Annotated in this window: 14 protein-coding genes; 10 read left to right on the plus strand and 4 right to left on the minus strand. The window is 38.7% G+C overall.

What is annotated here, in order from left to right; genetic code table 11:
* Positions 1–259 precede the first annotated feature (259 nt).
* On the plus strand, positions 260–1,624 hold the full coding sequence (locus tag CD33_RS00515) for an amino acid permease (protein ID WP_036197116.1): 1,365 nt from the start codon (positions 260–262) through the stop codon (positions 1,622–1,624).
* Between the two features lie 3 nt (positions 1,625–1,627).
* On the opposite strand, the gene CD33_RS00520 is transcribed toward CD33_RS00515, so the two are convergent.
* Positions 1,628–2,254 carry a LysE family transporter gene (locus tag CD33_RS00520; protein WP_036197119.1) on the minus strand — a complete coding sequence of 209 codons (627 nt, stop codon included), beginning with the start codon at positions 2,252–2,254 and terminating at the stop codon, positions 1,628–1,630.
* A gap of 110 nt (positions 2,255–2,364) precedes the next feature.
* Between CD33_RS00520 and CD33_RS00525 the strand changes: the two genes are divergently transcribed.
* The 7 genes from CD33_RS00525 (at position 2,365) to CD33_RS00550 (ending at position 7,752) form a co-directional block, all read left to right on the plus strand.
* On the plus strand, positions 2,365–2,712 hold the full coding sequence (locus CD33_RS00525) for a hypothetical protein (RefSeq protein ID WP_036197122.1): 348 nt from the start codon (positions 2,365–2,367) through the stop codon (positions 2,710–2,712).
* A gap of 110 nt (positions 2,713–2,822) precedes the next feature.
* Complete coding sequence (locus CD33_RS20065) at positions 2,823–2,999, plus strand: hypothetical protein (RefSeq protein ID WP_156967289.1); 177 nt, start codon at positions 2,823–2,825, stop codon at positions 2,997–2,999.
* A gap of 146 nt (positions 3,000–3,145) precedes the next feature.
* Positions 3,146–3,841 carry an ABC transporter ATP-binding protein gene (locus CD33_RS00530; protein WP_052129858.1) on the plus strand — a complete coding sequence of 232 codons (696 nt, stop codon included), beginning with the start codon at positions 3,146–3,148 and terminating at the stop codon, positions 3,839–3,841.
* Positions 3,828–4,934 (plus strand): ABC transporter permease, encoded by a 1,107-nt coding sequence (locus CD33_RS00535; RefSeq protein ID WP_036197125.1) that lies wholly within the window; start codon positions 3,828–3,830, stop codon positions 4,932–4,934. Before CD33_RS00530 ends, CD33_RS00535 begins: the two co-directional genes overlap by 14 nt.
* 321 nt (positions 4,935–5,255) lie before the next feature.
* A complete protein-coding gene (locus tag CD33_RS00540; protein ID WP_036197127.1) occupies positions 5,256–6,452 on the plus strand; it encodes an MFS transporter in 1,197 nt (398 codons plus the stop codon).
* A gap of 77 nt (positions 6,453–6,529) precedes the next feature.
* Positions 6,530–6,961 carry a BrxA/BrxB family bacilliredoxin gene (locus CD33_RS00545; RefSeq protein ID WP_036197128.1) on the plus strand — a complete coding sequence of 144 codons (432 nt, stop codon included), beginning with the start codon at positions 6,530–6,532 and terminating at the stop codon, positions 6,959–6,961.
* Positions 6,949–7,752 carry a class I SAM-dependent methyltransferase gene (locus CD33_RS00550; protein WP_036197129.1) on the plus strand — a complete coding sequence of 268 codons (804 nt, stop codon included), beginning with the start codon at positions 6,949–6,951 and terminating at the stop codon, positions 7,750–7,752. Before CD33_RS00545 ends, CD33_RS00550 begins: the two co-directional genes overlap by 13 nt.
* A 132-nt stretch (positions 7,753–7,884) precedes the next feature.
* On the opposite strand, the gene CD33_RS00555 is transcribed toward CD33_RS00550, so the two are convergent.
* From CD33_RS00555 to CD33_RS00565, 3 genes are all read right to left on the minus strand, one after another.
* Positions 7,885–8,631 carry an amino acid ABC transporter ATP-binding protein gene (locus tag CD33_RS00555; RefSeq protein WP_036197130.1) on the minus strand — a complete coding sequence of 249 codons (747 nt, stop codon included), beginning with the start codon at positions 8,629–8,631 and terminating at the stop codon, positions 7,885–7,887.
* A gap of 13 nt (positions 8,632–8,644) precedes the next feature.
* On the minus strand, positions 8,645–9,301 hold the full coding sequence (locus CD33_RS00560) for an amino acid ABC transporter permease (protein ID WP_036197132.1): 657 nt from the start codon (positions 9,299–9,301) through the stop codon (positions 8,645–8,647).
* A 150-nt stretch (positions 9,302–9,451) separates the two neighbouring features.
* Entirely contained in the window at positions 9,452–10,237 is a 786-nt protein-coding gene (locus tag CD33_RS00565; protein WP_036197134.1) for an amino acid ABC transporter substrate-binding protein, read from the minus strand.
* 780 nt (positions 10,238–11,017) lie between these two features.
* On the opposite strand from CD33_RS00565, the gene CD33_RS00570 reads away from it, so the two are divergent.
* Both CD33_RS00570 and CD33_RS20070 read left to right on the plus strand, forming a co-directional pair.
* Entirely contained in the window at positions 11,018–11,623 is a 606-nt protein-coding gene (locus CD33_RS00570; RefSeq protein WP_036197135.1) for a YpjP family protein, read from the plus strand.
* A 106-nt stretch (positions 11,624–11,729) separates the two neighbouring features.
* A complete protein-coding gene (locus tag CD33_RS20070) occupies positions 11,730–11,867 on the plus strand; it encodes an XkdX family protein (protein WP_140422991.1) in 138 nt (45 codons plus the stop codon).
* The last annotated feature ends 142 nt before the right edge of the window (positions 11,868–12,009 follow it).

Raw genomic sequence — 12,009 nt, forward strand, 5'->3', positions numbered from 1 at the left:
CCGATAGAAGAGCTCAAAGAGACAAATTTTTAAGGAACAAAGAAAACCTGTCCAATACAAGCACTCAAAAAGTTTACAAGCCAATAAAATTTCTCCAAAAACAAGCAATTTTTAAAAAAACCTCTTGATCACAAGCTTTCTTCCATCTACCGCTGTTCCGAGTATGCAATATTGAATCTAACGTGTGCGGATTCATTGGAGTGCATAAACTTTTTAGCTCCGCCCATAATAAATAGGATGTAAAGGGAGGGAGTTTTTGATGGAAATACCAGCTCGTGCTGGGGGTAAAAATGGGAAAAATAGTGAAGGAAAATTGAAATGGTGGCAACTCTCCCTCATAGGTGTAGGCTGCACCATTGGAACCGGTTATTTTCTAGGTTCAGGTATCGGGATATCAAAAACTGGTCCTTCCATTATCATTCCATTCATACTTGCAGGCATTACGGCCATGATTGTTTCGGAACAACTAGGCAAAATGTTCATACAGGACCCGCAAAAAGGGTCGTTCCGTTCGTACACTAAAAAAGCTTACGGAAGATGGGCCGGTTTCAGTAGCGGATGGGTATATTGGTTTTCCGAGATGCTCATCTCCGGGAGTCAATTAACCGCACTTTCTATACTTACTCGTTTTTGGTTCCCGAATATTCCGATTTGGATTTTGGCTTCCATCTATGCTGTGCTGGGAATTATTGTCGTTTTGATTGGCACGAAAGGCTTTGAAAAAACTGAAAACTTGTTCGCAGTCATGAAAGTGGCCGCTATTTTTATGTTTATTATCCTCGCAATTTTAGTGTTGTTCGGTTTTTTTGGCGGAAGTGCAGATGATTTTAACGTTCCCAACACCGCGGATGAGTTTTTTGCAGAAGGCATAATAGGCTTATGGTCCTCGCTCATATTTGGCTTCTATGCATTTGGCGGCATAGAGATTATGGGCATTTTATCGGTAAGATTGCAGCAGAAAAAAGAAGTCATCAAGTCGACTACGGTCATGCTCATCATTTTGACAAGCATTTATTTAATTTCCATTATCTTGGCTTCAGGTTTTGTGGCATATGATCAATTTAATGCTGAGGAAAGTCCGTTTGTCATTTCGCTTGCAGAATATAATCTTGCCTTTTTCCCCTATGTATTTAATGCGGGAGTAGTTATTGCGGGCTTCTCTACCATGGCAGCTTCACTTTTCGCCGTGACGAGTATGCTGGTCACGATGGCGGAGGAAGGGGATGCCCCCAAAGTATTTTCTAAGAAAAGCAAGCTGAAAGTACCACCATTTGCATTGGCGTTAACGATTGCCGTATTGGTAGTTTCAATTATTATTTCCAGGATCGTTCCGGATCGTGTGTATGAATATATTACGACAGCCGCTGGATTGATGCTTATATACAATTGGTTCTTCATTCTTATTTCATTCCCGAGACTTATTAAAGCAACAAAATTTGACCATGTGAAACGGTTTATCGCCATGGTGCTGATTCTCCTGGCCGTAAGTGGTACTTTCGTAGATAAAACAAATCGAATGGGGTTTTTTGTAAGCGTTGTATTCATTATAGCCGTTATAATCGTCATCCTATTTTTGCGAAAACGGAAAAATAGGAATAGCAACGAATACCCTCGCGGCATATAGCATTTACAAAAATAACAATTTAAAGGCTTGTACACCGAAATACACACCAAACCCAATCAAGGATAGGCCAGAAATTGCAGAAATAACCCCAAGCAGTTTTGCCGTAAGTATTTTTTTGAAGCTACTTGAGATAAAGGCCATTGTCACATCCCAAATAAACAAGCCTATAAAAATCGCCAGACTATATAAAATGACATGGTCCAAATCGTAAGTTGAAACGGTTTTCGCCAGAACGGATCCGAAGATGCCCAGCCAGAACATCATTGATAGGGGATTGGATATCGATAAAAGGAAACCATAAAAAAACGATTTTTTATAGGAGTCTCCTTTAAGCTTGTTCATTTTTATTTCTTTACCGGCACTGATAATGCTATCAATACCTGTATAAATTAGCACAAAGCAACCGAATGACCAAAGTAGTGTTTGCATAAACGGAGTTTCAAGAAAATGAAAAACCCCTAAGTAAACAATGGCCATATAAACAGCGTCGGCCAGCATTGCTCCAAGGCCGACCAGCCAAGCATGTCCAAAACCGCCATAAATACCTTTCGTAATTTGTGCAGCGTTAACCGGACCTATCGGAGCTGCCAGGGAAATACCTAAAAAAACGTATCCAAAAAAAGCACTCATTTCAAAACTCCTTTAGTAACAAAAATGGTTTGTTTCATCTTATTCGTATTTGAACGGAAGTAGGACAACTATAATTTTTAGCCTAAATTCTTTTTTGAGGAGTAGAACCAATGTCTGTACATGTATATCAAACGTTTGAAATTAAACAAGAGAAGTTTAAAGAGGCAATCGAAAATCTACAGGAATTAAAAAAGTATCGAAACGAACAATATGATCATGAAGTAGAAGTGCTTATTCCGATTACTGGCTCCGACTACACTTATGCTATTTTGGCAACATATGAAGGGTTGGCGGAAATGGAATTTCAAGACCGCAAGATGTTTGACGACGAAGAATATTTGAAACTCGTCGGAACATTTTTTTTGGAACATGTCGTGCAAGGGACAATGGTTACCCAAATATATCGTGGAATTAATAAGAAGGTTTCTAATGGCAAAGAAGAGAAAAAAAGCGAGTAAACTTGGCCATTACCTGTTAAACTCGATCATTCACCTTAAAAATTCTTCAGTAAAAGTGATGCATAAATATTCTACATCTACCCAAAATAAATGACGGAGGTGAATGAACTATGGAAAAAAGAAAATATAACAATAATCGCCAAGATCAAAACAACAATCGTGCAGAATTTGCCGAGGAATTAGATTTCAACCGCAACCAAAATAGTGAGGAATTCGCGGAAGAGGCGAACTTTAACCGCAAGCGTAATAACCGAAACGAAGGCGATGACAACTGTGAAGGTTGCTAACTAAATCAAATGTTCTTAAATGGCCTGCAAAGAGTGTTGATTTCCAAGATGGAATCAACGCTTTTTGTTTTGCGTGAAACTTTTTTCGCTGCAGCCCGTAAAAGTACTTATACAAAATTTTACATAATTGAAAGGTGCCAGTTAAATTGATTTCCATTCAAATTCAAAGTGCAGGCTATCAACAAGACAAAAACATTATTCAAAATATTGAATTTACCATTCCGAAAGGCCATATTGTCGGTTTGATCGGAGGGAACGGTGCAGGAAAAAGTACAACCATCCAAACGATCATGGAAACGATTCCTCATAGTCGACATAAATGTGAATTGACATCGTATGGATATGTACCCGAGCGGCCGATTTTGTACGATTATATGACATTGTGGGAACATATACACTTGTTAATTCAGTCGAATGGTCAAGATAAAGCTCAATTGGAAAAACGGGCAATGGAATTATGCAAGGTATTTAGATTGGAAAGCAAATTGCAGGAATATCCGATCAACTTTTCAAAAGGGATGCAGCAAAAAGTTATGCTCATCTTGGCCTTTGCGCCCAAGTATGATTTTTACATATTGGATGAACCATTTATGGGACTCGATCCCCAAGCAATCCGAAGACTTTTAACGTTGATCGGTGATTATAAACAACAGCATGCATCCTTCTTGATATCCACACATGCTTTAGATACAGCAGAGAAGCTTTGTGATTCATTTGTTTGTTTACATGAAGGGAAGATGATTCGGCTAGGTACACTCGAAGAATTGCAAGGACAAAGTTCACGGACGTTACTCGAGATATTTGATGATTTGATTGAAGGTGTCGAAAATGCTCCTCTTTAAGCAACGATTACTCAGACAATGGTCAGCACACCTAACTTTATTAAAAAGCGTTATGGATTGGACAACCTGTCTTTATTTACTCGTACCGCTTATCGCTTTCGTGTATTATCTACTAAGAGAAACAGTGTTCCAGCTAGAATATGGAGTAATGGAGTCCTTCCATCCCGCCATCATTGTTTTCATTATCATGTATTTAAGTAGTGCTCTTATCAATCGGACATTTAGTGAGCCTGCAGACAAACTGTTCTTACTTCAATCAACCAAACAATATGCTGCATTAAAAAGGTGGGGTTTCTATTATTCCTTCTTATGTAATTTCTTTTATATGGCAATTCTGTTTTCGTTGGTTTACCCGTTATTGCGGTTTGTACATCACTTTACCATGGTTCAATCAATCCAGTTTGCGCTATCGATGATCAGCTGTTATTTGATGAGTAAATTGGTTTTACTGGTTGCTTCAAAATGGGTTAAGTTCATTTCATTAATGGCATTAACTTCACTTTGTTCAATTGCCGTCTTTTATGCAAATGTGTTGTCGGTATTGATCACAATCCTATTGATAGCTTTCAGTATTATTTTTTATGAGAAATGTGCAATTAGAGTTCATCGCTATTTCGATATACAAACACGGTTGGATGTGGAAGCTTTTTATCGTTGGCAAACTCGGATTTTCCTACATAACCCTGAGTTGAAAACGATGAAACTACCAAAACACAAATCGAAATCACCTCTGTACTTCAAGAAAACAAGATCAACCGACAGCATCTCAGTTCTTACTGAAATAATCCTAAAGACAATATTTCGGAAAAAGAGTTATATTTGGGATTATTTGCGTATAATATGTATTGTTTTTCCACTTATTCTCGTTGTACCTTGGTGGGCTGCTTATTTACTTATCGTCTTTATGTATTTTGGCTTGAAAGCCTATATAAGCGCCATTTTTGCTGAAATGAAAGATCATTCTATTTTTAAAATCATCAGGACTACTGATGGAGATTGGCAGTCAGCTTTTAAAAAAGTGGAAGTTTATATCGTGAACTCGATAACATTAGTATATATAGCAATTATAACATGTAGATTTCTCTTATTTTAATTGTGGACTAACTAACTTTGCAAACCTCCGTTGGAAGATTGCTCCAAAATTTAAAAATTTACCCTCTTAAACTAAAAATAGATTATACTAGTGATGAAAGCAATAGTACTTCCCGATGACTCCATTAGTATAAGTAAAAGTTGAGCACGAACGAAATGTACAATGCTTAGTGAAAGCAGTTGTACATTTTTTATGTGGAGGAAATCTTCCATTTAATTTTCATTTGCAAGGAATGGGGGCAGTCGATTATTAATGAGGTAAGGGAAATGCATGATTGGGGACATGGAAAGATATTAAAGAATAAAGAAAGAGAGTATGATGATGAGTAAAAATACAAAGATTGTTTTGGCGATCTTGCTAGGAAATTTGTTTATTGCATTTCTGGGGATAGGGTTGATCATTCCCGTTTTGCCAACGATCATGAATGAGCTGCATATTTCCGGAACCGTTGTCGGTTACTTGACCGCGGCCTTTGCCCTAACTTCACTTGTGGTTTCGCCGATAGCCGGTCGTTTTGCCGATAAATACGGAAGAAAGATCATGATCATTTTAGGGTTAGCAACCTTTGCTGTATCCGAATTATTGTTCGGTTTAGGAAAGTCGGTTGAAGTTTTATTTATTTCACGTATTTTAGGCGGTGTCAGCGGAGCGTTTATTATGCCGGCAGTTACAGCATATATTGCGGATATCACGACAGTGGAAACTCGTCCCAAAGCATTGGGCTATATGTCTGCCGCAATTAGCACAGGATTCATTATCGGACCTGGTGTCGGGGGTTTTCTCGCTGAAATCGGTACGCGTGTCCCATTCTTTTCAGCAGCAGTTCTCGGTGGGGTAGCCACCGTCTTGTCGATTCTTTTCCTGAAGGAACCCGAACGTACTGAGCAGCCTGAAGTTATTGTACAAGAAAAACAAAAGTCCACACTGAAAAAAGTATTTATTCCCATGTTTTTGATTGCCTTTTTAATTATTTTTATTTCTTCATTCGGCTTAGCCGTTGTGGAGTCGTTCATTAGTTTATATACCGATCATAAATTCAGCTTTTCCCCGGGGGATATTGCAGTATTGATTACAGTATCGGCCATCATCGGGGCGTTATCACAGATTTTACTATTTGACCGGATAACGCAATGGTGGGGCGAAATCAAGTTAATTCGGCTCTGTTTAGCAGTTTCGGTCATTTTCGTTTTCGTTTTGACGCAAGTGTCCGGTTATGTGATGATCATTTTTGTGATTACGATGTGCTTTGTCGCATTTGATTTAATTCGTCCAGCGGCGACTTCCTATTTATCGAAAATAGCTGGAAATGATCAAGGGTTTGTTGGTGGGATGAACTCCATGTTTACTTCCCTAGCGAATGCGGTTGGCCCGATATTGGGTGGGGTACTTTTTGATAGGGATGTGGATTACCCATACTATTTAGCAGCCGTTTTCTTGGCCATCGCACTAGGGATTGCACTCGCTTGGAAAAAACCACAAATTGCATCACCAACAGGAGAAAGTGTAAAACACGAGTAACAGGCACAATCTTTGAGTTTCCATCGTTTTAATTGGTATAATAAAAATAGTGATTATCCATGAAAGAGGTAGAGAATATGAACGCTTATGATGAATATATGAAAGGCATTGTACAGCCAATGCGCCAAGAACTAGTCGATGCAGGTTTTAATGAACTTACAACTGCTGAAGATGTGAATGAATTTATGGCTTCCGCGAAAGGAGTTTCTTTAGTGGTCATCAACTCCGTATGTGGCTGTGCGGCAGGTTTGGCACGTCCGGCCGTCCGCCAGGCGATTGAAGAAGTAAAGCCGGACCATTTGGTAACAGTTTTTGCTGGCCAGGATCGTGAAGCAACAGCAGAAATGCGCGGATTCTTCGAGGAAGTTCCAGCTAGTTCTCCATCGATCGCCGTATTAAGAGACGGACAATTGGAGTACTTTATTCCGCGTGAACAAATCGAAGGTTATCCTGTGGAACAAATAACTGAACATTTAACAGGTGTACTAAAACAGGCATGTGCACAGTAACTCTTGTAACGACTGCCGGTAGACCGGATGATCTGTCAATGGCACTCGCACAGAAGGCTTGTGATGAGCTGAATATTCGTTTCGAACCACGAAATAAAAGATCTATTGCGAAAATTAGCCAATATTACAATGCGCATGTCATTGTTGCTGGCAAAAACCGCTATGAGTATTATCCGAAAGGTGCAAATGCACCTTTCTTTTTTCATCCTAATTCCGCAGCTTTCCGGCTAAAGCGAGTCGCAAGGGGAGAGCAAGATCCATTTTTGGAAGCGTGTAATGTTGGGAAAGGGGATACCTTCCTGGATTGCACATTAGGTATGGGGGCTGATGCAATGCTTGCTGCTTTTGCAGTAGGAGATACTGGGAAAGTTGTCGGATTAGAGGACGATGCAAATGTTGCGTTCATCGTAAAAAACGGAATGAAAGTATATGATACTTCCGAATTACCGTTAACCCACTGTATGCGTAAAATCCAGGTCATCCAGGGCGAAGCGGTCCAATTTTTAAAAAAACAGCAAGATAACTCATTCGACATAGTATACATGGATCCGATGTTTGAAGAACTGATAGAGGAATCCAACAACTTTGAGACATTGCGAGCTGCCGGCAGCCATCATCATTTAACAAAGGAATGGGTGGAGGAAGCTTTCCGGGTGGCAAAATGTCGCCTCGTAGTCAAAGCGCATTTCCGCTCTGCACTCTTTGAGGAATATGGTTTTCAAAGGGAGATACGGTTAACCTCAAAATTTCATTATGGGGTATTGGAGAAATCGATATTAAACAATATCTAATTAAATCCATGTTTTAAAAGATGGCCCATTTCTGCATTAAGAACAATTCAAGTAACTTACCCACATCCAATTATTCCTAGCAAACAAAAAGTAGTGAAGAAAACGATTTTCTTCACTACTAATCCGGCATATTTATTTTAAATTTTTCTGTAAAAATAATTTTGTACGGTCATGCTGCGGGTTTGAGAAAAACTCTTGCGGATTGTTAGTTTCTACAATTTCCCCCCCATCCATAAATACAACACGATCCGCAACTTCTCTGGCAAAGCCCATTTCGTGGGTGACAACGATCATCGTCATGCTTTCTTCCGCCAAATCCTTCATCACTTTCAGTACTTCGCCCGTCAACTCCGGATCAAGTGCGGATGTCGGTTCATCAAATAATAAAATATCCGGATTCAACATTAAGGCACGTGCAATAGCCACGCGTTGTTTTTGGCCGCCCGATAAACTGGATGGGTAAGACCCAGATTTTTCTGTAAGTCCCACTTTTTCCAGCAAATCTTTTGCATGATTTTCAATCTCTTGTGCTGCTTGAATATTAAGCAACTTAGGAGCCATCTCCAAATTTTGCTTTACAGTCAGATGAGGGAATAGGTTAAAGTGTTGAAAGACCATTCCCATTTTGCCGGTTACTCTTTTGATGTCGTCCGCTTTTACATAAATGCCATCTTTTACAAGATATTCATTGTCTATTTGAATACTTCCGCCGTCAATTTGTTCCAGATTGATCAAGCTCCGCAGTAATGTACTTTTCCCTGAGCCAGATGGGCCAATCATGGCGATCACTTCATTTTTATCCATTGAAAATGAAATTTGCTTTAGTACCTCATTTGTACCGAATGATTTTTTTAAGTTGGAAACCTGGATTAATGTCATATTCTTTTCACCTCTATTCAAACTTATATCGACGTTCTAATCGTTTAAAGAGTAACGTTAAGATTAATGTCATAATTAAGTAAATTATCCCAGCGATAAAGTAGGGAACAATGGTGAAGTCCCTGTTCACTGCTGTTTGAGCGAAGTGGAGAAGTTCTGGTACCGCAACTGCGTAAAGCAGGGCTGTATCTTTGATTAGCGTAATCGATTCATTTGAAACAGCCGGTAAAGCCACCCGGAACATTTGGGGTAAAATGACGCGAGTAGTTGTTTGCCATTTCGATAGACCCAGAACTTGTGCAGCTTCATACTGCCCCTTATCTATGGCAAGTAAGCCGCCTCTAAAGATCTCTGCAAAATATGCAGCGTAATTTAATATGAAACCAATACATGCCGCAACAAAACGATCAAATACTAAATATTCACCTATGATTGGCACCATCGGCAGACCAAAACAAATTAGTAAAAGCTGCAGTAAAAGTGGTGTGCCTCGCATAATTGTAATATATCCATGTGCTAGCCACGATAGTGGTTTAAAGCTGCTTTTTACCGCTAAAGTGAGCAAAAAACCAAGCGGAATCGAAACAATGATGGCAATGAAGAAGAGGAGTACAGTCATTTGTGCTCCTTCAAGCATCGGCCAAACTATCTTATTCCAATATTCAACCATAGTGTATCCTCCTTAAAAGTCCCGAGCAATAGCCAAGCCCTCGTTTTTGTCACTAAATCTTGATATCCTATTATCGGTCAAAAAGATAAGAGCTTCGCATGAATATGGAAACTCTTATCAAGTATTCATCATTTAATTGGGTAGTAACAATTATTTTAAAACAATGTCTTCTCCAAACCATTTTGTTGAAATTTCAGCCGATGTTCCATCTTCATTCATTTCATCAAGGGCAGCTTGTATTTTTTTAAGCAGCTCCTCGTTGCCTTTTTTCACGCCGACCGCATATTGTTCAGGAGCTAACGTTTCATCCAGTATTTTAAAAGTATCTGCTTGTTGTGTCATAAAATACTCGCCAACAACTTTATCGATCACAACTGCTTCCACACGTTTTGCTTGTAAATCTGTTAAAGCCAATACATTGTCTTTATATTCGTTTAATGCTATTTTTTCGCTTATTGGGTTCGCATTCAATGCGTCCAGAGCAGAAGATAATGCTTGGATACCGACTTCTTTATCGGAAAGGTCGTTCAATGCAGCAATTTCCGAATCAGCTAATGTCATAACAACCTGAGCATTTTCTAAGTATGGTTTTGTAAATAAAACTTTCTCTTTGCGCTCTTCAGTAACTGTATAGCCATTCCATATTAAATCAATACGTCCACTGCTTAATTCGGATTCTTTTGTTGACCAATCGATCGGTTGGAATTCAACATTCACGCCCATATGTTCCGCAGCTGCAGTAGCTAAATCGATATCGAATCCCACGATCTCATTGTTATCATCTCGGAATCCCATTGGTGCAAAAGTATCGTCAATCCCGATGATTACTGTTTCTTTACCAGAGGAAGTATTTTCAGATTTCTCATCTGCTCCACAAGCAGCAACAATTGTTAGGATTAATGCCAGGATAAAAACTAGTGAAAATCTCTGTTTCATATTAATCTATCTCCTTGATGTGTTTTCTATGTATAGCGAATGGCACTTTCATTCACTAAATTACTAATGTATTAAAGGATATCATGTCGAAATGTTGTTGTCAATAAAGGTTGAATGAGAAAAATAAAGAGTAAAATAGTATATTTATTGATCTGGATAAGGTATTGTACCAATCAAAATGTATCAACTGATTTTACTTTACACATAAATTGTGATACAGTAGGTGTATGCTATTTTTAGGATTGATGTAAATAAATTTGGCGTTTCGCTAAAGTTTTTGAATATACTTATTCACACTGGCGCAAGTAGAGGCTTGCAAGGACGCAAAAGTAGGTAGGGTTTGCGTTGCTTAGGTTAGAAAGCGTTTAGTGGAATTTTACCGCGGTTGGTAAATGCAACAGTTTGCATTATATTATAAAATTCCCCTGATGATAGGGTTGAGACATTATTTATTTATATTTTTCATAGAAAAGCTAAAGGGGTATCCGAAATTTCGGATACCCCTTGTCTAATTTTTGCGGCAAAACAAGCTCCTGTATCAGTAGCTTGTTCTATGTGAATTAGTCAGTGAAGCACATAGATGTTAAATAACCTAATAATAATAATAATCCGAATCCTGCTGCGATTTCCATACTGCAAACCTCCCTTGATAAAAAAAACACGCTATATTTACAATATTATTGTACAATGAAATAGAAAAAGATGAAACCTTTTAATGTTTTAAACGTACTAAATATATAGAAGGTTTTTACAAAATCGTGCGATGATGAAGGTGATTCGATGAAAAAGTGGCTACAGAAAACCCTTGTGATAACCGTTGCATTGTTAACATTCGGTTTAATTACACCGAACCATGAAATTTGGGATAGTTTAGATAACAGCCAACCGAACAATGGTTCCCAGGGAAGCAATATTGAAAGCAATCCAACTGAACAAGCAACAACGCTAGTTGAAGATAGTTTTGCCCATAGTGAAACTAATGATACGCCGGATCTAGAACCTATCCTGCACGCTGCAAAAGAGCAAGCCTACATAAAATTTGGTCCTAGAATCGCACCTGTTATCAGCGATGAATTTGAATCGAACATTTTTCCGAAGTTGGAAGAGGTAATTGAACTGACATTAACACGTTTGGATGCGGATTCATTCAGGTACTTAGCGATTTCAGACAAGCCGAGTGGTGAATATAACGAAAAGATTTTCAATATTTCGAATGGGACAAGCGGAAAAGATTTAATTCGCTTCCATGTTCGAACTGAAAAACGTCCTCAAGAAGGTTTCTATTATAACTTCCATTACCATACATCAGAAGACAATTTTGTCGCACACCACTCATTGGGCGATATTTACTGGAGCAAAAACACACCACCGAAATGGTTATCCTAATTTACTCTAACACTCGTATAAAATACGGGTGTTTTTTTTCGATAAATGGTGATTTATCGAAGAAAACATTTTGAGAGGGGGAGGGTGAAAGGAGGAGGTAACCCAAATGTCATTCTGGGAGCTAGCTATTGAATTCAATTGGGCAAGTAAGGCAAATTTACAACGAGCTGTACAACTGAAGGAAATTGGACCTCAAGTTTATGAGTCAATTACTGGCGAACCATACGCGCATAATTGTTATTAACTTATTGTAATTCATTGAAAGTATTTAGTGACAAATACCTAAAAGCAACGTATCATTCTCCTTGATGGAATGGGATTTAGGAAAAAACTAATACTGACGGATCGCCGAATGCCATGAAAGTGGCCTGTTCGGTGAAGGCTCG

The organism is Ureibacillus sinduriensis BLB-1 = JCM 15800, assembly GCF_000772955.1.
In the GTDB taxonomy this organism is placed as follows: Bacteria; Bacillota; Bacilli; order Bacillales_A; family Planococcaceae; genus Ureibacillus; species Ureibacillus sinduriensis.

Bases quoted from the DNA above. Each gene is read 5' to 3' on its own strand.
- CD33_RS00515 (WP_036197116.1), top strand. From the start codon at position 260: ATGGAAATACCAGCTCGTGCTGGGGGTAAAAATGGGAAAAATAGTGAA.
- CD33_RS00520 (WP_036197119.1), bottom strand. From the start codon at position 2,254: ATGAGTGCTTTTTTTGGATACGTTTTTTTAGGTATTTCCCTGGCAGCT.
- CD33_RS00525 (WP_036197122.1), top strand. From the start codon at position 2,365: ATGTCTGTACATGTATATCAAACGTTTGAAATTAAACAAGAGAAGTTT.
- CD33_RS20065 (WP_156967289.1), top strand. From the start codon at position 2,823: ATGGAAAAAAGAAAATATAACAATAATCGCCAAGATCAAAACAACAAT.
- CD33_RS00535 (WP_036197125.1), top strand. From the start codon at position 3,828: ATGCTCCTCTTTAAGCAACGATTACTCAGACAATGGTCAGCACACCTA.
- CD33_RS00540 (WP_036197127.1), top strand. From the start codon at position 5,256: ATGAGTAAAAATACAAAGATTGTTTTGGCGATCTTGCTAGGAAATTTG.
- CD33_RS00545 (WP_036197128.1), top strand. From the start codon at position 6,530: ATGAACGCTTATGATGAATATATGAAAGGCATTGTACAGCCAATGCGC.
- CD33_RS00550 (WP_036197129.1), top strand. From the start codon at position 6,949: ATGTGCACAGTAACTCTTGTAACGACTGCCGGTAGACCGGATGATCTG.
- CD33_RS00555 (WP_036197130.1), bottom strand. From the start codon at position 8,631: ATGACATTAATCCAGGTTTCCAACTTAAAAAAATCATTCGGTACAAAT.
- CD33_RS00560 (WP_036197132.1), bottom strand. From the start codon at position 9,301: ATGGTTGAATATTGGAATAAGATAGTTTGGCCGATGCTTGAAGGAGCA.
- CD33_RS00565 (WP_036197134.1), bottom strand. From the start codon at position 10,237: ATGAAACAGAGATTTTCACTAGTTTTTATCCTGGCATTAATCCTAACA.
- CD33_RS00570 (WP_036197135.1), top strand. From the start codon at position 11,018: ATGAAAAAGTGGCTACAGAAAACCCTTGTGATAACCGTTGCATTGTTA.
- CD33_RS20070 (WP_140422991.1), top strand. From the start codon at position 11,730: ATGTCATTCTGGGAGCTAGCTATTGAATTCAATTGGGCAAGTAAGGCA.